This is a genomic window from Anaerosporobacter mobilis DSM 15930, from assembly GCF_900142955.1.
GTDB lineage: Bacteria > Bacillota > Clostridia > Lachnospirales > Lachnospiraceae > Anaerosporobacter > Anaerosporobacter mobilis.
Genome location: NZ_FRCP01000006.1, coordinates 333154 through 351673 on the forward strand (window position 1 = coordinate 333154; position 18520 = coordinate 351673).

Consider the following 18520-nt stretch of genomic DNA (forward strand, 5'->3'; position numbering starts at 1 on the left):
GCCCATTCCACAATTAATCTACTCCTTATCTAATGAGTCCTTAGTTACTGTAGCTGTACAGAAATTGACTGGTTCATCCTTATCATCTCCTGTACCGGTGGTAACTTTTTTGTTAGGATCTACCCCTTCAACTACCGTAACCTTACCAGTGCCTTCTCCTATCGATGCACCTGGAACACGGAATGTTGATACCTCTATCCTCTCAATTGAAGTCTCTACTGGTTTATCTAATTGAGGAATCCATTCATATGGAACTCGGTAAGCACGGTAAACCATATTATTATTAAATCTACCAAAGAACGTTCTGTAATATGGGTTTATAAATTCCCACACAATTTCATGCTCTGGTGTTACTTCAAACACTCTACCGTCTGAACCTTCTGTAATTAAAGTGTTTCCGTTTGGAAGCCTTTGTGCAGAGCTAATATATGGACTGTAAAACTTGGATCCATCTGTGAATAAGATTGCTCCCGCTTCCTGTGGCGTATACTGCCAAGTAATCTCTAGTGTAACTGGATTGAACTGTAACACTCTAGAATAATCTCTTTTTGCATTATCAATTCCATATGTCGATGTTGGATTTGGTGCTCCATAACCACCAGCTCCACCGTTATCGTAAACTAACAAATCACCCTCACCTGGAAGTCCTTTCGGTATCATATGTAAATGATGTTGACCAATAATCCAACCTAATTTCTTAGTAGCCTCACTCTCATTGAAATCCGGGCCAATACGCCATACGATTTCACCCGTCTTTTTACTTATAATTGCTAGAATATTGGAATTCCTCGCATCAAAAATTATATTATCCGGATGAAAGCGCTCATCTCCCGATTCATACCATTTATTAGGCCCCAATATGGAAATACTGTTAATGTGCATCCAGTCACCACCTAAATCACCTCGAAGTCCTGGGTCTCTGAACAATACATTCTTTGCACTCTCATCAAAACCTAGTTCCTGAAAATGCTCGTTTGCTTTCCATGTCCATACGATTTCTCCTTCCCAGGTTACTTCAATAATCTTGTCATCAATTAATCTTTTATCAGAAATATCATGATTATAAATATTTTCATGGGTCAAAATCAATGTACTCCCGTGGTCTGTATACGGCTCAGAGTTTGGTGCATAGTACCCAGTCGATGAACCCTCTCGTTGAAAATCATGATGTTGTCTGGCGATATACTTTGGCTCAGATCCCGGATCAGCAATTAATTCTGTCTTGTCGAATTTCCAAACAATCTTTCCTTCCCAGTCTACCTGTACTAAGTCGTTTTCGTCTTGAAAAGCATATTTGGATTCTCTGGCACCTGTTGTTCCGAATACAAATCCTCCTGGTAATATTTTGTTAGGAAAACCACCAAGTCCCGCCCATAGCTGCACTTCATTTCCATTCATATCAATAAGTAACGCTCCTTTTGCTGATGGATAGATTGTATAACCGTTGAAGGCCTTTTCTTTGTTATAATAAGTAACCCCTGTTGGATAAATTGTTGGATGCCCCATATTCTTTTCCTCCTAATAACTTTCTTATTTTATTTTTTTAATATTTTCATTAATAATAACTTTTGGATAATAACCGACTAATTTTTCTTTCATCTCACCATTTTTTATGAATAAGATTGTAGGAACAGAGCTAATATCGTATTTTTGAAGAAGAAATAGCTCCTCTTCTATATCTACCTTCCCAAAAATAATATCTTCCTCCGACTCTCTTGATAATTCCTCTAGTTCCTTTTGAAGCATCTTACAATGACCACATAATTTGCTATAGAATTCAAACACATGGATCGTATCATGACTGGATAATATCTTATGATAATTGTTGCTTGTAACTTGTAGCATATAACTCCCACCCTCTTTCCTAGAATAAAACTGCTTTTCATTTTATTAAGAACAAAAAGAGGTTTTAAATAGCGGATTTACTGTGCTATTTAAAACCTCTGGTTCTCCAGTCAGTTATTAACATACATTTCATATAAGTTTACTATGATATTTTCGATATAATAACCTACTTTTCATACTTTGTCAATAGGTTATTTTGTTATTTTATTTTTGGTTAGGGTGTCAAAAGCCACTTTTATATTTTGAATCGTCAATTTGCACAATTTTTATATCAGTATGTAATGCAAAACACAGTTTATTCGCACCATCAAAAAACAACGATTCAATATTAATCGAATCGTTGTCTTTTTTTTATTCATTCTTCATTTTTTCAAAATTCATACATTGAACGAATTCTTCTTGGAAAGAATCATGCATAGATAGTTCTATCTGTCTTGTAGTTTGTGCAATTACTTGACATTCCTCCTCATATGGCTTTGCTAGTACCGACATACTCGCTCCTACACCAGCAGCATTACCCACGGAATGAATCTTCTCTAATGGAACATTAGGCAATAATCCAATTCTTCTTGCACTAGAAATCTTGAGATAGGAACCAAAAGCGCCCGCTAGAAATATACGATCAAGGGAGTCTTTCGTAATTCCCATCTCTCTCATAAGGATTTGCATGCCTGCAGAAATTGCACCTTTCGCAAGTTGAACTTCACGCACATCTCTTTGTGTGATTACAATTGGTTCTTTTGCATATCGATATTGCAGTACAAATTGCATACCATTAGGAGTCTTTTGTAATCTTGTGGCAATCACTTTAGAAACCCCAGCTGCCACAGCCTCCGCCAGTTCAAGGATTCGGCCCGTTTCATCTATAACGCCAATGTCTAACATCGCTGCTATAGCATCTATTAAACCCGAACCACAGATACCTTCCGCTTCTGCCTCTTCTATAATCTGTAGCTCCACAAACGAACCATGTATTACAACTCCTTCTATTGCCCCTTTCGCTGCACGCATACCAAAGCGTATGCTAGCACCTTCGAAAGCAGGGCCGGCTGCTGTGGAACAAGATACCAATTGTCCATCTTTAGCAAGTACAATTTCACCATTCGTTCCGATATCAATTGCCAGCGTTACTCCTGCATGGTTTTTAATATCCGTCGCTACAATCATAGCCGTAATATCGGAGCCAATATGTCCACCAATTCCCGGCAGATAAGTAACGACCGTCTCATCAGACACAGAAAATTCAGTTTCTATACCACTACATTGTTGTGATTTATATATTCCTTTGGGAAAAGGTGGTTTTACAAGTTGACTAACCTCCATATTTTGTGCAATTAAACTCATAGCCGTATTGCCGACTATACATACTCGTTTTATTAACGAATGCTCTTTTATTATCTTACCAAATTCGTATAACATTTGATTCAGACATTCCATAATTAATTGATAGATATGATTCTTATTATCCTCTGATTTCATACTATATTGAATTCTAGATATTACATCCGCGCCAACCACTCTTTGCGGGTTCGTCTTGGCTATTACATGAATCAATTCGCTCGTTCTTAGATTCCACAAAAGACCAACAACAGTGGTTGTCCCAATATCAAACGCTACTCCATAACCATTCTCCGAGTGCTTATCCGCATAGGTATTAATGGTATCTAAACACCACTGAGGAAGTTTCATTAACTTACTCTTTCTATCTGTATCCTTCGTTTTTCCAAACAAGCGAATTCTAATATCATTCTGTACAGTAAGATGACATGCAAACCGCACTCCACGCTCTACTTCTGATGGTGTAAGAAGCTCCATCTCCTTCGAAGTTATTGGTGTAACTTCACCCGAGAGCACTTGTACTTTACATTTGCCACAAGTTCCACGTCCCCCACATATTGCAGGAATATCAACTTGTTCCTCTCTTAATACAGTAAGAAGATTTTCACCTTCTCTTCCATGAATTATCCTATCTAACCCATCAATTTGTATTATCATATACTCACTACTCTCTTCCCCGCGAATCTAGATAATATAATGGTCCACTTTTTCCATTTGCCAATCTACTAAATCAGCTAATGTATACCCATCTACTACCTCTTTAATGGCATCATATAACTTTTCCCATAAAATTAAAGTTGCGCATTCATCCTGTCTTGCACATAGATTTTCTTCATCTTCTAAACATGCTACGGGTGCTAGACTACCTTCTGTTAATCGTAAAATCATACCCACTGTATATTCTTTTGGATCCCTAGCTAGCTTGTACCCCCCTTGTGGTCCCCTTAAACTTCTTACATAGCCCGCTTTATTAAGTACCGATATAATCTGTTCCAGATACTTATCAGAGATTTCTTGTCTGCTAGCTATATCTTTAATTCTAACTGGTTCTCCCGTATTGTTTAACGCTAGATCAAGCATAAGCCTTAACGCATATCTTCCTTTTGTTGATATCTTCACAAAAATAATCCTCCTCAATCCCTTGTATTCCAATATGAATATGTAATTAATTACTTATATTCTACACGCAATACAGCACGTTAGTCAACCTGAATATTCTCAATCAATCAGCTGCACACAGTAGAATCCGTGTGCAGCTTTTCTTTACCACTTTGACTAACGGTTGCACATCACATTAGATTAGCCAGAATTGTGCTAATTATTACACCTGATAACGTTGCTATCAAGGCACCTGCTAACGTATATCTAGTTTTCTTAACTTTAGCTGTCATAAAATAAACTGCCATTGTGTAAAAAATAGTCTCTGTACAACTCATCAATAAGGAAGTAAGTGTACCTAGATAGGAGTCTGGACCATACTGTTTGAAGATATCTAATACTAAACTCGTTGCGGCTGAAGAAGAGAACATCTTCACGATTACTAATGGAACTAATTCTGCTGGGAATCTCAGCAATGCCATAAGAGGTTTTAATAGATTGGCAAGCATATCAAATGCACCTGAGGCACGCATAATTCCAATACCCACCATGAGTCCAATTAATGTCGGCAAGATATCTATAACTACCTTAAAGCCATCTTTTGCACCTTTTACAAATTCATCAAAGATTGCAGTCTTTGTAAGAATGCCATAGCCTACTACATAAAAAATCACAAACGGTATCATATAGTCTGATAGATATAAGAGAAATGTCATCTTCTACCTCTCTTTCTTGCAACGATTGAGAATACTACTCCAACAATCGTTGAGAACAAGGTTGCCACAATTGCAAGACCCAATATCTCCGTCGGTCTAACAGAACCATATTGACTTCGATATGCGATAATATTAACTGGAATTAGCTGCAAGGAAGAGATATTAATTATTAGGAATGTACACATATCGCAACTGGCTCTCTCTTTGTTATCATTCAATGTAGCCAATTCCTTCATTGCCATTAGTCCCGCTTGTCAGGTGTTAATGACCAAATGCTCTTATTTTTAACGCGGATAATGACTCGATTCCCTGGATATACCTCGATTGATTCAATCAAAGCGTCTATAAGATCTTTGGTAAGTGACTTAATATTTCCCGATGGTTCTAGCACATCTAAAAATGTCTGCCTTTCGGAAATATTATGTGAAGCATCTGCGTTGTCCTTATATTCTATGTATCTCTCTTCTAGCTGTTTTATTAATTTTTCATTATTCTGCTTTCCAGCCAGATACCGTTCTTTCTCCATCTCACCCGTTCGAAACAATATATACTTGCGGAAATTATCCTGTTTTAGTTTATCCATCTCATCTTCTACTCTGCGTCTACTATTCTTCCATGCACGTTCTCTAGTTTGCTCCACATGACGTTTCATGTCTAAAAGGTAATTACTATTACCTGTCAGAAGCACCTGCTTTCTAATTGTATCTAGTACAACCTCGAATATTTTATCTTGATAAACATTACCTCTAATGCAGTTTTCATTATGTAGCTCATAATAATATCTACAATAGAATGAGACCTTCAACCGATCTCTCTTTGTAAGTTTGTGTTTGCAACCTCCACATTGTAAATATCCTATTAATAGTGCATCGTTGACTTCCCTTATATAATTATCTTTATTATGCTTATTATCATTATTACTTGTATTACCTATGATACTTATATTACCTATATTACTTCTATTGTTTTTATTGCTCTTACTACCTCTATTATTTTTATTTCCTTTATAATTTATTGCTAAGTTCTGAACCTCTTCATAAAGCTCCTTAGAGATAATCGGTTGATGCGTATTCTTGATACTACACCATTCCTCTTTCTTCTTATATCTCACCCGCTTTCCACCGATTTCTATAGACTCCGTTTTCCCACTAACAAGCGTTCCTGTGTATATTCTATTTCTTAATATTCTACCAATTATAGCCCCACACCACTTACCTTGTGATTCTTTGTATCGCCAATTATAATTACTTCCTTTTGCTGTCATATATTCTGCAGGAGTAAGTACCTTCCTTGCATCTAATATCCTTGCAATCTCCGCTTTTGTCTTTCCTTCCAGATACCACGCATAGATATCTCTTATATGCATAGCCGCTTCTTCATCAATTAAAAGATGATTATTATCTTGTGGATCTTTCAGGTATCCATAGGGTGCATAGACCGACATGTATTTACCTTCTTGCCTTCTTTTTTCCTGCACCTTTTTTGTTTTGATTGAATTCTCAACACTATAGTAATCATAGATTAGATTCTGGAAAGAAAAATCCATATCTGGTACCTCTCCAGCTTTCATCGTAATACTATCAAAATGGTTATTTACTGCAATGAATCGGATACCCATAAAGGGAAATACCTTTTCAATGTAATTGCCAACCTCCACGTAATCCCTTCCGAATCTCGAAAAATCCTTGACCATAATACATTGTATTCTGTTGTTACGAACATCACTTAACAACCTTTTTATCTCCGGTCTATCGAAGTTCTTCCCACTATAACCATCATCTACATACTCCATGATCTGATATTCTCTAAGATCATCACATTGACTAATATAGCCCTGCAATAGTAGTCTCTGTGTACGTATACTATTACTTTCCTCTTTTCGTTCATACAGAATATCCTCATCCTCTTTCGACAACCTCAAATATGTTGCTAACACTCCCGTTATTCTCTCCTCCTTCCTATGCAAATGCGATGATCGCCATTACATAATCTATATGTTGTAGTTTGAGTACAACACGTTTATTTGAGTACACATCAATCCTTTCAACAAATAATGCAACCACTTCTTTCGTTATCTTGGGATATTGTGCATCCTTAAACCATGCATACATCAAATCAACATATGCCTTCTCTAAGCTCTCAACCTGTAGCAACTGTTTTTCAAGCAATTTATCCCGTTCTTCCCATTCCGTAATAAGATTTTGTATTTCACTCCTTCTCATCATTACTTGGGACTTGTCAATTTTGCCTTGATGATATTCTTCTAAGACAGCCAATCTTGCTTCTTCATGTTTTTTCATAGTAGAAATAATTGCTTTTCTATCCGCTGCAATTAAATCACGTTCTTTATTGAAGATATCTTCCCCTTTTCTTCTAATTAGTGAGAGTATTCCTTGATACAACTTAGCTTGAACTACGGCAATTCTATTTACTAGGTTACACAATACGTCTTCCGCTATTGTCTCTTTATGGCTACACTTACTCAAACAATTTCTATGTAACCCGCAGGAAAATCCCTTATAGTTTAGGGTATTCGTATTAGCAAATGTTTCAACATTTACTCTTATCATAGCTGTCCTACATTCCCCACAGAATATCTTATTCTTAAATATATTCTCATCATAACAATACTTCTTGCGGTGTTTGGGGTCCACTATGCTTTTAGTCGTCTTATTATTTTGCTGAAATTTACTTTGCTGGTATTTTCTTTGCAGGAATTTTCTTTGTACCTCCATAAAGATTATCTTATCTATAATTGCCGGATGGGTATACTGCGCTCTCAACCAATCCTTTTCCTCTACCGCTCTTGCTTTCTTATTACTATAGAACTCTTGCTCTCTCTTATGTCGAACCATATGCCCCATATACACTTCATTTTTCAGCATCCGATTAACAGTGGAAACAAGCCAACAAGTATCTGAACTCTCCTTTGAATATAATAACTTGTTGGTAGTATAGTCTTTTGGTGATGCGATTCCTTCTTTGTTTAAAAGAGCGCATATCTGATACACCGTATCACCTGAAACGAAACTGTTGAATATTCTTCTTACAACAGAAGCTGCTTGTTCATCTATCTCGTACTCTGACGCCCCCATTTTATAACCATATGGAATGATTGCCGTTCGATAGAATTTTCCTGTCTTTTGCTTTATCCTTATAGAACTGGATATTTTCTTTGATACATCTCGTGCATACATCTCGTGCATAAGATTCTTAATTGATAATAGTAACTGATCCTTATCGCAAGCCGGATTAAAGCTATCGTATCCATCATTAATAGAGATGAATCTTACTCCAAGAAAGGGAAATATTCTTTCGATATAGTCTCCAACCTCCACATAATTTCTTCCAAAGCGGGATACATCTTTAACGATAATACAGTTAATGGAACCTTCTTTAACCTCTTTTATCATTCGTTCAAAAGCAGGACGCTCAAAATTCGTACCTGTCTTTCCATCGTCAATGAATTGTTCGCACAACACGAACTCTTTATGGCTTTGCAGATAGTCCTTTAACAATACTTTCTGATTTTCTATGGATTCACTACCTGTATAATCACTCTCATATGACAATCTTATATAGATGGCTGTGCAGAAATAATTACTACCGTTTCCTATGTTCTCCTTGACTACTCGCTCCATCCCCCTATTAGAAGGTCTTGCCAATTATATTACCTCCTCTTGAATTAACTCATCCTGATACCTTAACTTAATGAGGATTTGATTATCTTCACCACAACATATCCTATCCACTAAACTAACAAGAATTAGCCTATTCAGTTCTGTCAGATTGCCTAGATCATACATTTGCCTTATCCAGTCCCTTGACTTTTTTTTATTCTCCATAAGCATATTCATTTCTTTCGCTATAGAGGCAATTTGACTCTCTAAGAGTCGTCGCTTTTCTTCATAAATCCCTCGGTAGCTAACGTACTCCTCCTCTTTAATAATTCCTTCCTGCAAATCATCATACAAGGAAGATATGATACCCGAACACTGGCTATGCTCATCTTTTTTTTCTTTTATTCGCATATCATATGCTATCAAATCCTCTCTTACTGAATTGGCAAGATCATTGGTAGGATCTTTGGTAAGATCTTTGGTAGGATCTTCCGTATGATCCTTAGTAAACACAGCTATGTCTAGCGCGTTTTTAAGCTTACCAACGAATTCAATCTGTTCTTGTAGTGCTGTCAATACAATTTCTGTTATTTTTTCCTCCTTAATACCATGCCTTGTACATCCTTGTTGCTTATTATAGGTGGAACAAATATAGGACACATACTGCTTGCCTTTATATTTTGTACACCTTCTTGTCATCTGCTTCTTACAATCCCTACAAAACAACATTCCCGAGAATAGATATACATTCTTTTCCTCTTTCGAGCGTTTTGTATCTCTTTTTGATAATTGTTCAACCTTCTTAAAATCACTTTTTGATATTATTGCATCATGATTTTCTTCTAAAACTGCCCATTCTTCTCTGGGTTTATTGACAGTTTTTTTAACCTTGTAACTGATTCTACTTTTTTTCCCTTGCTCTAATACCCCAACATATATCTTATTCTTCAGTATTCCATACACAGTTGAATCGCACCACTTAGTATGATTGCCTTCGCTAAATCCCGTTTTAAAGTTAATGCCCTGCATTCTCTTATACGCCATTGGCGACGGAATTCCTAATGCATTTAGCTTCCTAACTATAGAGTATACATTCATTCCGCTCAAGCGCCATGCGAAGATCTTCTTCACAATATCTGCCGCCTGTTCATCTATAACAATCTTATTCTTATCATCGGAATCCTTCTTATATCCATATGCAACATAAGCCCCAATATATAAACCGTTTTTCCTCATAGCTTCTTGGTGTGTCCTCACTCTTTGAGAAATATCTCTACAATAATTATCATTTACAAAATTCTTAACTGGCACCAATAGATGCATATCATTGGTAGTTGCTGCATCCGAATCAAAATGATCAATTACAGATATGAACCTTATACCAAGCCTTGGAAATATCTTCTGAATATATCTGCCGGTATCGATATACTCCCTACCAAATCTAGAAAAGTCTTTCACAATAACCATATTTACTTTTCCTTCATAGATATCCTCCCTCATTCGCTTGAAATCTGGTCGTTCAAAATTAGAACCACTATAACCGTCATCAATATAATAATCATATATCTCAACCTCCGGCATTGCTTTAAGGAATTCTTTGATTATTAACTTCTGATTGGTAATGCTATTACTTTCCTTCTTATTGTCATGTAAAGACATGTCGCTATCCTCTTTGGATAATCGAAGATACACGGCTGTATAATACATTTTGTTCATTGAGGATTTCATACTACAAAGTCATCCCCTCTGCTATCTTTTTGGCCATTTCCTCTAGCAGTTCATTTAAGGTAATTCCTGATTCATTATCGAATTCAAGTTTTACTATGTAATCACCGTATTTATATACATATGGGTTTTTTATTTTCTCTATGTAATCCTCAATTCTTTCTTCATCATTAAGATTCTTATCAATCTGTACATCCCTTACATCAACTAATTCATCTGGATTAACGCTTGATACATCAATCTGGCTCATCCTTTTTAGTTCTTCAGGTAATATCATCAAATCCCTCCTGATAAGACTTACATTCTTTCCAATCTATTAATTGTAAAGACAAATTATGCACGTCCCATCCCCTATTCCCAGACCTCATCCGATAGATAAGTATGACAAAAGAGCCTTTGTTTTATAGATGAATTCCTCATCTACAATACAAAGACTCCTTACAATAGCCCTAGTTTTAGTTCTTCTTTTAATTTTAGAAACCTCATTTTCCTCCCCAATATTTTGCTATTTCAGACTCTGTTAGTCCTTCGGTGAATTCTTTCTTGATTTCTACAAATTCCCTCAATTCCGATAATATATTATATAGAACTGCTCTATTCTCAAATTCGCTTCTTGTCACAGGTAGCTTTTCGTCTTTATAGGAGTCAGATAACTTGTTCAATCCCTCAAGTAAACTAACTGCATTATTGGCTTCATCAAATTCATCACAGATTTTGTATAGGTACTCGGATAATTTTACTGCTTGTGTTGTTGTATATTCAAGCCTCTTAATATCCGCAAATACCCTCTTAAGTATTAAACATTGTTCCGTTCTCATCTGCATATATTTATAAAAGTAATCATTAGTACCATAAAAATGATTATTCATGTAATTTAATGACTCTTTTCTCATTTTATCCAATAAGTTTTCCAATTCTTCAAAGCAATTTCCCGTATATTTGCTTTTGTCTTCTTCCTTAATATTAATTGCCATTCTTCCTATGATACTTAAAATTATTTCGTCAATCTCTCTTTGTATACTTCGAATCTGTTTATAACTATTTACCATAAAAAGATTTAAGATAATTCCGATTCCACAACCAATTACAAGGATTAAGAATTCGTTATATATCATCTCTAAAGAACAGCTCTTCGATGAAATATAATGCGTGCATAGCACTGCTATCGGTGCTATGGCTTCTTTCATATTCAATACTAGACAGAAAAACAAATATGGAAACATAATAATTCCAAACGAAACTAGATTGTATCCATAGGAAGGTAATATAATTGCAGATAAAGCAGTCATTATAAAAAATATTGTTATTCTTTTAAGTGCAACAGTTACTGTCTCCTTCTTGGTATCCTGTATTGTCAAAAGAGTTATTATTCCTGCTGCTAAGCTATATTGGACATTAATTGCAGTTGCTATGGCCGATGCCAGTAGGGCTCCCACTCCATATTTCATTAATTTTATATAATCTAAATCTCTAATCCGATTCATTCGTATTTTTCTTATTTTAATCCCCCCTCTACATTCTTTTATCTGATTATAACATATCATATTTCTTAACACTTTTAAACCTCAATCTCTTCAAATCTCTTAGCGATACTAGCTACTTGATAATAATTCTCTATAACCTCCCCTCTATTCTATAGAGTATCCTGCTTTAGTCATTATAACTCTACAAGCCCCCATTGGTGTTGCTGCCCAACCAAGCCCTAATATATTAGCAATCATATTAGAAGCGATATACTCATTAACTACATGACCCTTTGGTAAATCAGGAAATAAAAGCCGTATAATTGGAAGCAAACCTCTTGTGAGTGTTGCAATCAGCCCCGTTGCACGAGCTATCTGCATAATTCCAGTCCAAAGGGCCATGATACCAAGCATTGTTATGCAAAGAGTAACAGCTTCCTTGCTTGAACTTAGCGCCGCCTCACTAACATTTGCTATATTGCCTGTAAAAACACCAACAACAATTCCCGCTATAATTAAAAATCCCCAAATATAATTTAACAAGTATCCTCCTTATCCAAATTGTTTCAAAAGCCTACAAAAAATGCTATCTTTTCGCAAGCTATATACTTCTTGAAAACAAAATTTATGTATATATGTTTGATTATATTTAATATATTATAAGATTCCATTTTTTATTCCATAGCATATTTTTCATCTAAAAATTAAAATTTTATTAAATCTGCAAATAATTGTGTGTAAATTTTGCTTCAATTGATACAACTATTATAAAACAATTTATTACTTTATTTTACTAAATTGTTGTGTGTAAACGCATGACAATTAACGATTCTCTAAAATTTTACTTATTTTGTATAAATCATTATTGGTAATTTTTTTTATTTTTTTGTTTTTCTATAATTTTACATATTAAATTTGTGCTATAATTTGATAATAATATGAATTGACATTATCTAGGTGGTGTGTTATTTTATATTAGTATCCTATATATTTTTCCATGAATAAGGAAAATATTACATATTTCGGGGGTGCAAATAACTTTATCAACAGACAGAAATACTTGTTGTAACATACAGTAGAGCCACATTTTTTCTATTGTCAACGAGAAAAGTAAAGGAGAGAATTAATTATGAAAAGTACGGGAATAGTAAGAAAACTTGACGAACTTGGTCGTATCACACTTCCAATCGAACTTAGAAGAACTCTAGGAGTAAGCGAAAGAGATCCTCTAGAAATCTTCGTTGAAGAAGACAGAATCATTCTTCAAAAATACGAGCCAACTGATATCTTCACTGGCGACAAAAACGAGTTATTTGACTTCTGCGGAAAGAAAGTTTCTAAAGAATCAATTTCTCAACTTGCTAAATTAGCAGGAATCATCGAATAATACATATAAGTATTATATAAGCAACTCCCAAGCTTATAGATGAAAATTGAGATTATGTTCCTCAGTGAGCAATAAAGAAGAACCGATACTTTCTCCCAATCGTATCGGTTCTTTTTTATATTAATTGTTGATAGATATCTCTCTTTGGTACTCCACGATCCTTTGCAACTAATTTCATAGCTTCTTTCTTATCTATGCCCTGCTGTAGGTAGACATCCATATGCTCCCTGATAGTCATTTCTTCCCATTCTTTTTGTTTTTCCTCTGCAATTTGCTGATGGCTAATCCCTTCCATTACAATAACACATTCTCCTTTTGGTTCTTGTACCTCATAATGTGCTATAGCCCCTTCTAGAGTTGTTAAAAATGCCGTCTCGTATTTTTTTGTTAACTCTCTACATATTGTTACCTTTCGGTCCCCCAATGTCTCTAATAGCGCTCTAAGCGTGCGTAATAGTCGATGTGGCGCTTCATAGAGTATCGTTGTTCTCGTTTCTTTTTGTAGTTCTTGTAAAATAATTTGTCTTTCCTTTTTATCCGATGGTAAAAACGCCTCGAATGCAAATCTTCTAGTTGATAATCCAGACATCGTCAGGGCTGTTATACAGGCTGCTGGGCCTGGTAATGAAGTAACAGTAATTCCAGCCTCATGCGCTTGGCGTACCAATTCTTCACCAGGATCAGAGATCCCCGGAGTACCTGCATCTGTAATTATTGCTATATTCACGCCTTCAAGCAACTGATTTACCAGGTATCTCGCTTTATCTATCTTATTGAACTCATGATAGCTCGTCATCGGAGTCTTTATCTCAAAATGATTCAGCAGTTTAATACTATGCCTAGTATCTTCTGCCGCAATCAAATCTACTTCTTTCAGTGTACGAATTACGCGAAATGTAATGTCCTCCAAATTACCAATTGGAGTCGCACACAAATATAGTGTTCCTGGCATGTATAAAGTTCTCCTTTCAATTGATTACTACGCTAGGTAATTGCGAAACTCATTTTATTTTTAGAGCTTCTTAGTTGACGTACGATAATACAAAACACGCTACTCACCTAAGTACTTCTATGTGTGTACAACAAGTTTGTACAGTAGGTACGGAACCGCCCTCGATTCGGCCTCCTGCGCCTCAGCTCAGGCTGGCTCGGCGTCCATGCCTCGCCTTCCTAAGTTACTAAGTACACACTAAGAAGTACTATAGGTGTTACGCTATTGTTTCTTAATTATCGTACATCAACCAAGAAGCAATTTAATGTTTAAAGAGTTTCGCAATAAACTATATTTTACGTAATATTGGTCTTTTGATTTACAGTTGCAAATAGATTAAATGAACCTTTTAATACCCATATATATCATAAATCTCGTCTGTATACACATTCGGTTCTTTATAAACAATTAGAGGCGCTTCCACTTTAACCATAGATTTCGCTCCTTTGATTGCTTCAATTAGTACCATGTTAGGTTCTTTATCTACATAGGGATATACGAATTTCATTCGTTTTGGTTCTAGTTTATATTTGGTCATACAAGATATAATCTCAACCAAGCGAAATGGTCTATGCACCATATAGAATCTTCCATTTGGTTTTAGAACTCTCGCCGCTTCTCTTACTACATCATCTAATGTACATAATACTTCATGTCTAGCAATTGCTTTTGGCAGATTTGGATTTTGTAATCCATGTTGATTGGTCATATATGGTGGATTAGACGTAACCACATCAAAGGAAGCAGCTCCGAAAATCGAAGATGCTTCCTTGATATCACCAGTTACAATCTGAACTTTTTCTTCTTGTTTATTAAGGAGAACGCTTCTTCTTGCCATGGAAGCGCTCTCTTCTTGTATCTCTAGACCTACAAATTGTTTGCCCGGAGTCTTAGCTTCTAATAATATTGGAATTATGCCTGTGCCCGTACCAAGATCGAGGCATGTCTCATTCTGCTTTACTTTCGCAAACCCAGACAGCAAAACGGCATCCATTCCAAAACAAAATTTATTTGGATTTTGAATAATTTGATATCCATTTCGATGTAACTCATCGATTCGTTCATCTGGTAGTAACTGTTCCTTATTCATCATCTAAGAGGGACTTTCCTTCCTTTTTCTCAAGCAACTCTAATGCTCTTAATTCATCATCAATGGCAATCTTTTCTTTCTTCTTACGTGGTTTGAATCTTAAATCATCTACCTTGTAATCTCTCGCTTCTTTTTCATCATTCTCGAGAGTTACGATTACACGGACAATTTGTTTTAGTACGTTTACACTTTGTACTTCGCCTTTCAGACCATCGTTAGTTGTAACAAAATCACCTAGGTTAGGAAGTTTGCTATTTGCCTCTTCATAAGCTTCTTCTTCATTCTTAAGGCAACACATTAGTCTTCCACATACACCAGATATCTTAGTTGGGTTTAATGAAAGATTTTGCTCCTTAGCCATCTTAATAGAAACAGGAGCGAATTCTGAAAGGTAGGTATGGCAACATAGCGCTCTACCACAGATACCAATTCCCCCTACAATCTTAGTTTCATCTCTAACACCAATTTGACGTAATTCAATTCTTGTTTTGAATACACTGGCCAAATCCTTAACTAATTCTCTGAAGTCAATTCTTCCATCTGCGGTGAAGTAGAATAATACTTTATTGTTGTCAAAAGTATATTCGGAATCAATCAACTTCATCTCTAAACCATGCTTCTTTATCTTCTCTAGGCAGATTCCAAAAGCATCTTTTTCTTTTTGTCTATTCTTACTTTCTATCTCATCATCTTCTGGTGTTGCAATTCGTATAACTGCCTTTAATGGTTGAACAATCTTACTTTCTTCAACATCTCTAGGACCAATTACAACTGATCCGTATTCTACGCCTCTGGCTGTTTCTACAATTACATTATTACCTTGCTCAACCTTAAGCCCTGCTGGGTCAAAGAAATAGATTTTCCCCGCTTTTCTAAAGCGAACTCCTATAACGATCATATGCCTCTCCTTTAATTCTCTTTTAGTGTAAGCAACATAAGTTCCATAACGGTATCGAAGTTTACATTCGCATTTAAACGGATCTTCGCCTTATTCATTGCAATGATGATATTCTCAATACCTTCATAGTCTTTCTTTCTTGCTTGTTCTGATATAAACTTATATTCCTCTTTAAACAGTAAGAGATTTGGATTCTTTGTTACCTTGAACATAAGAATATCTCTGTACCATAATATCATTAAATCTAGATAATCATTAATTTCAAGCTTATGTGTTGACAACTTCTTAATTGCCTCCATAATCTCGTACAATTCCATATCATCGATATATTTTAATAGATGGAGTACTTCTTCTTTTGACTGTGTAAATTCTTCGGAAGATGCATACCTGATTGCTCGTCCCAAGATACCTTGTGAAAATGTTGCACTCATACTAGCCATGTAATCAGGAACGTTATATTCCTTCATTAGATTCTCTTTAATTGCATCTGAAGATACAGGTTTTAAATTCAACATTACACACCGCGATAGAATTGTTGGTAGTAGTTTACTACTATTGGTGGTAAGTAGGATAATGATAGCATAGGCAGGTGGTTCTTCTATTGTTTTAAGTAGTGCATTCTGTGCCTGTTCTGTCATCTTGTCTGCATCATCAATGATATAGATCTTATATGGACCACTATAAGGCTTGATTGCTATATCTCCGTTTACTTGCACTCGAATATCATCAACACCGATGCTTAACTTCTCATGAGTTACCGAAATAACATCGGGGTGATTACCTGACTCTACCTGTAAACAGGATTTGCACGTATTACATGAATTCGTTGCAGCCTCTCCACATTGTAACGTCTTTGCAAAGGTATACGCAATGGTCTTTTTTCCCATACCTTTCTCACCATTAATGATATATGCATGCGAAACCTTCCCCATCTTAATAGCACTTTGTAAATGTTCAATAATCTGTTCGTGTCCAACAATACTACCAAAATCGTACATCATCCCTACTCCAATCTGCCGCTATTCGTTACTATTTCGTGTTGCCTCATAGTAACCTTTATTAATCTTACTAAGCCAATATGTCCAGTAATAAACCTTTTATCTCATCTATCTTATTAAGAATACTAATGTGATCTGTTTCATCTTTAATTAATTCAGTGGCTAGTTCATCTAACGTTTTGTCCACAAGTTTAACCATACCATAGACACGATGTCTCCCTCTTTTATCAAGGAAATTCTCACGACTGAATTTATGTGATCGATTAACAATTTCATTCATGAATTCTTTAATCAATTGTCGATACTTCTTCATGTCACGAATGTCCATGTGCTTGGCCAATTTGTTTCCATGCTGTATAATTTCTTTCATCATGAAGTTTAAGCGAGACTGCAAATCTTGCTCCTCTATATTACTAATCAATGTAAATTTAAAAGAACCATCATTCTCGGTAATCTGGTTTCTTGTCTCTACTTGATTTACATTTTGCATTTGATTTACTTTAATGTCCACTCTTATCCCCCCTGACGCAGTTTAAAAATCAATTACTAGTAACTTATGAAAGTAGCTTCGCTACTTTCATATTTTGCTTTTCCTTAAGGTCCAGTAAACTCGAGAAATCACTCTGTGCTTTCTCTCGTTAACTTATGGCTCCTTCGGAGCTGCGGTCTTTCACTTCGTGTAAGCCCTAAAAGTAGCTTCGCTACTTTCATAAGTTACATTATATCATAAATATATACATTATTACACTAAAGTTTTTCATTCTTTTGGTCGTTATTAATATACTTTTTGATCTCTTCAATACATTCTTGAATATCGTTATTCTTAAACCTTCTCTCTATTCCGCTCTCTCTAAGCTCCTCTTCAGAAAAATCTTCACTGTCTGCAAGAAATCTTCTGCATAATTCAGCATAGTTTGGAGTTAATTGTTTCTTCTCACGCTTAAGTGCTCTACTCAAACGTTCACCATCTTCTACTTCTATATATATCGGTATAACTTTGTCTTCTCCAAAGTATTTTCTAATCTGATTATACGCTTCAAGAGTATTAATGAACAAATAATCTGATTTTTCTAGCTCAATCTGTCCATCATTAACGGTAAAGTAATTCCAAGGACCATTGATTGTCTGATACGTACGATATTCAATAATCTTCCCTTCTACCTTTAAGCATTCAAATCTATCATCACTTACAAAAAAGTATTCAACACCATCTTGCTCACCAATGCGAATTGGTCTAGTTGTATATCCTACTACTGTCTTCAACTTAAGTGTCTCATCTTCCCGCAAGTACTTGAAAATCGAATCTTTTCCCGAAGCACTTTTTCCAATAACTACATATATCTTACCCATA

General features: G+C 35.6%; 17 protein-coding genes and 2 pseudogenes. 1 reads left to right on the plus strand and 18 read right to left on the minus strand.

Going from position 1 to position 18520, the window contains the following annotated elements; all coding sequences use genetic code 11:
- Positions 1 to 18: 18 nt before the first annotated feature.
- The 12 genes and pseudogenes from BUB90_RS04290 to BUB90_RS04345 all read right to left on the minus strand — a co-directional run bounded on the left by BUB90_RS04290 (position 19) and on the right by BUB90_RS04345 (position 12348).
- Positions 19 to 1506, minus strand: a complete 1488-nt coding sequence (locus tag BUB90_RS04290) for an aryl-sulfate sulfotransferase (RefSeq protein WP_073283371.1) — start codon at positions 1504 to 1506, stop codon at positions 19 to 21.
- A gap of 24 nt (positions 1507 to 1530) precedes the next feature.
- Positions 1531 to 1854 (minus strand): annotated as a pseudogene (locus BUB90_RS04295) (thioredoxin family protein); the annotation flags it as partial.
- A gap of 342 nt (positions 1855 to 2196) precedes the next feature.
- Positions 2197 to 3840: an ASKHA domain-containing protein gene (locus BUB90_RS04300; protein ID WP_073283377.1), complete on the minus strand. Its 1644-nt coding sequence runs from the start codon at positions 3838 to 3840 to the stop codon at positions 2197 to 2199.
- A 27-nt stretch (positions 3841 to 3867) separates the two neighbouring features.
- Complete coding sequence (locus BUB90_RS04305) at positions 3868 to 4302, minus strand: RrF2 family transcriptional regulator (RefSeq protein ID WP_073283380.1); 435 nt, start codon at positions 4300 to 4302, stop codon at positions 3868 to 3870.
- Positions 4303 to 4472: 170 nt separating this feature from the next.
- The gene (locus tag BUB90_RS04310; protein WP_073283383.1) at positions 4473 to 4997 is read right to left on the minus strand and encodes a spore maturation protein; all 525 of its coding nucleotides are present in this window, start codon (positions 4995 to 4997) and stop codon (positions 4473 to 4475) included.
- Positions 4994 to 5248 (minus strand): annotated as a pseudogene (locus BUB90_RS04315) (nucleoside recognition protein); the annotation flags it as partial. The gene BUB90_RS04310 and the pseudogene BUB90_RS04315, both read right to left, overlap by 4 nt.
- Positions 5239 to 6933: a recombinase family protein gene (locus BUB90_RS24380; protein ID WP_073283389.1), complete on the minus strand. Its 1695-nt coding sequence runs from the start codon at positions 6931 to 6933 to the stop codon at positions 5239 to 5241. The pseudogene BUB90_RS04315 and the gene BUB90_RS24380, both read right to left, overlap by 10 nt.
- A gap of 22 nt (positions 6934 to 6955) precedes the next feature.
- Positions 6956 to 8662 carry a recombinase family protein gene (locus BUB90_RS04325; protein WP_073283394.1) on the minus strand — a complete coding sequence of 569 codons (1707 nt, stop codon included), beginning with the start codon at positions 8660 to 8662 and terminating at the stop codon, positions 6956 to 6958.
- Positions 8663 to 10345, minus strand: a complete 1683-nt coding sequence (locus BUB90_RS04330; RefSeq protein WP_084139080.1) for a recombinase family protein — start codon at positions 10343 to 10345, stop codon at positions 8663 to 8665.
- 1 nt (position 10346) lies between these two features.
- Positions 10347 to 10619 carry a DUF6870 family protein gene (locus tag BUB90_RS04335; protein WP_073283399.1) on the minus strand — a complete coding sequence of 91 codons (273 nt, stop codon included), beginning with the start codon at positions 10617 to 10619 and terminating at the stop codon, positions 10347 to 10349.
- A 205-nt stretch (positions 10620 to 10824) separates the two neighbouring features.
- On the minus strand, positions 10825 to 11826 hold the full coding sequence (locus BUB90_RS04340; protein ID WP_073283402.1) for an aromatic acid exporter family protein: 1002 nt from the start codon (positions 11824 to 11826) through the stop codon (positions 10825 to 10827).
- A 144-nt stretch (positions 11827 to 11970) separates the two neighbouring features.
- Positions 11971 to 12348 (minus strand): hypothetical protein, encoded by a 378-nt coding sequence (locus tag BUB90_RS04345; protein WP_073283405.1) that lies wholly within the window; start codon positions 12346 to 12348, stop codon positions 11971 to 11973.
- Between the two features lie 586 nt (positions 12349 to 12934).
- Here BUB90_RS04345 and BUB90_RS04350 point away from each other — a divergent pair.
- Complete coding sequence (locus BUB90_RS04350) at positions 12935 to 13192, plus strand: AbrB/MazE/SpoVT family DNA-binding domain-containing protein (protein WP_073283409.1); 258 nt, start codon at positions 12935 to 12937, stop codon at positions 13190 to 13192.
- A 115-nt stretch (positions 13193 to 13307) separates the two neighbouring features.
- Here the strand turns inward: BUB90_RS04350 and rsmI are convergent, their stop codons facing one another.
- The 6 genes from rsmI to BUB90_RS04380 form a co-directional block, all read right to left on the minus strand.
- Positions 13308 to 14144 carry a 16S rRNA (cytidine(1402)-2'-O)-methyltransferase gene (rsmI, locus tag BUB90_RS04355; RefSeq protein WP_073283413.1) on the minus strand — a complete coding sequence of 279 codons (837 nt, stop codon included), beginning with the start codon at positions 14142 to 14144 and terminating at the stop codon, positions 13308 to 13310.
- Between the two features lie 388 nt (positions 14145 to 14532).
- On the minus strand, positions 14533 to 15273 hold the full coding sequence (locus tag BUB90_RS04360) for a tRNA1(Val) (adenine(37)-N6)-methyltransferase (protein WP_073283838.1): 741 nt from the start codon (positions 15271 to 15273) through the stop codon (positions 14533 to 14535).
- Positions 15266 to 16171: a PSP1 domain-containing protein gene (locus BUB90_RS04365; protein WP_073283416.1), complete on the minus strand. Its 906-nt coding sequence runs from the start codon at positions 16169 to 16171 to the stop codon at positions 15266 to 15268. The genes BUB90_RS04360 and BUB90_RS04365 overlap by 8 nt, the downstream gene beginning before the upstream one ends.
- A gap of 11 nt (positions 16172 to 16182) precedes the next feature.
- On the minus strand, positions 16183 to 17169 hold the full coding sequence (holB, locus tag BUB90_RS04370) for a DNA polymerase III subunit delta' (protein WP_073283418.1): 987 nt from the start codon (positions 17167 to 17169) through the stop codon (positions 16183 to 16185).
- Positions 17170 to 17239: 70 nt separating this feature from the next.
- A complete protein-coding gene (locus BUB90_RS04375; RefSeq protein WP_073283421.1) occupies positions 17240 to 17680 on the minus strand; it encodes a YaaR family protein in 441 nt (146 codons plus the stop codon).
- Between the two features lie 236 nt (positions 17681 to 17916).
- Positions 17917 to 18519, minus strand: a complete 603-nt coding sequence (locus BUB90_RS04380; RefSeq protein WP_073283425.1) for a nucleoside/nucleotide kinase family protein — start codon at positions 18517 to 18519, stop codon at positions 17917 to 17919.
- Position 18520: the final 1 nt, after the last annotated feature.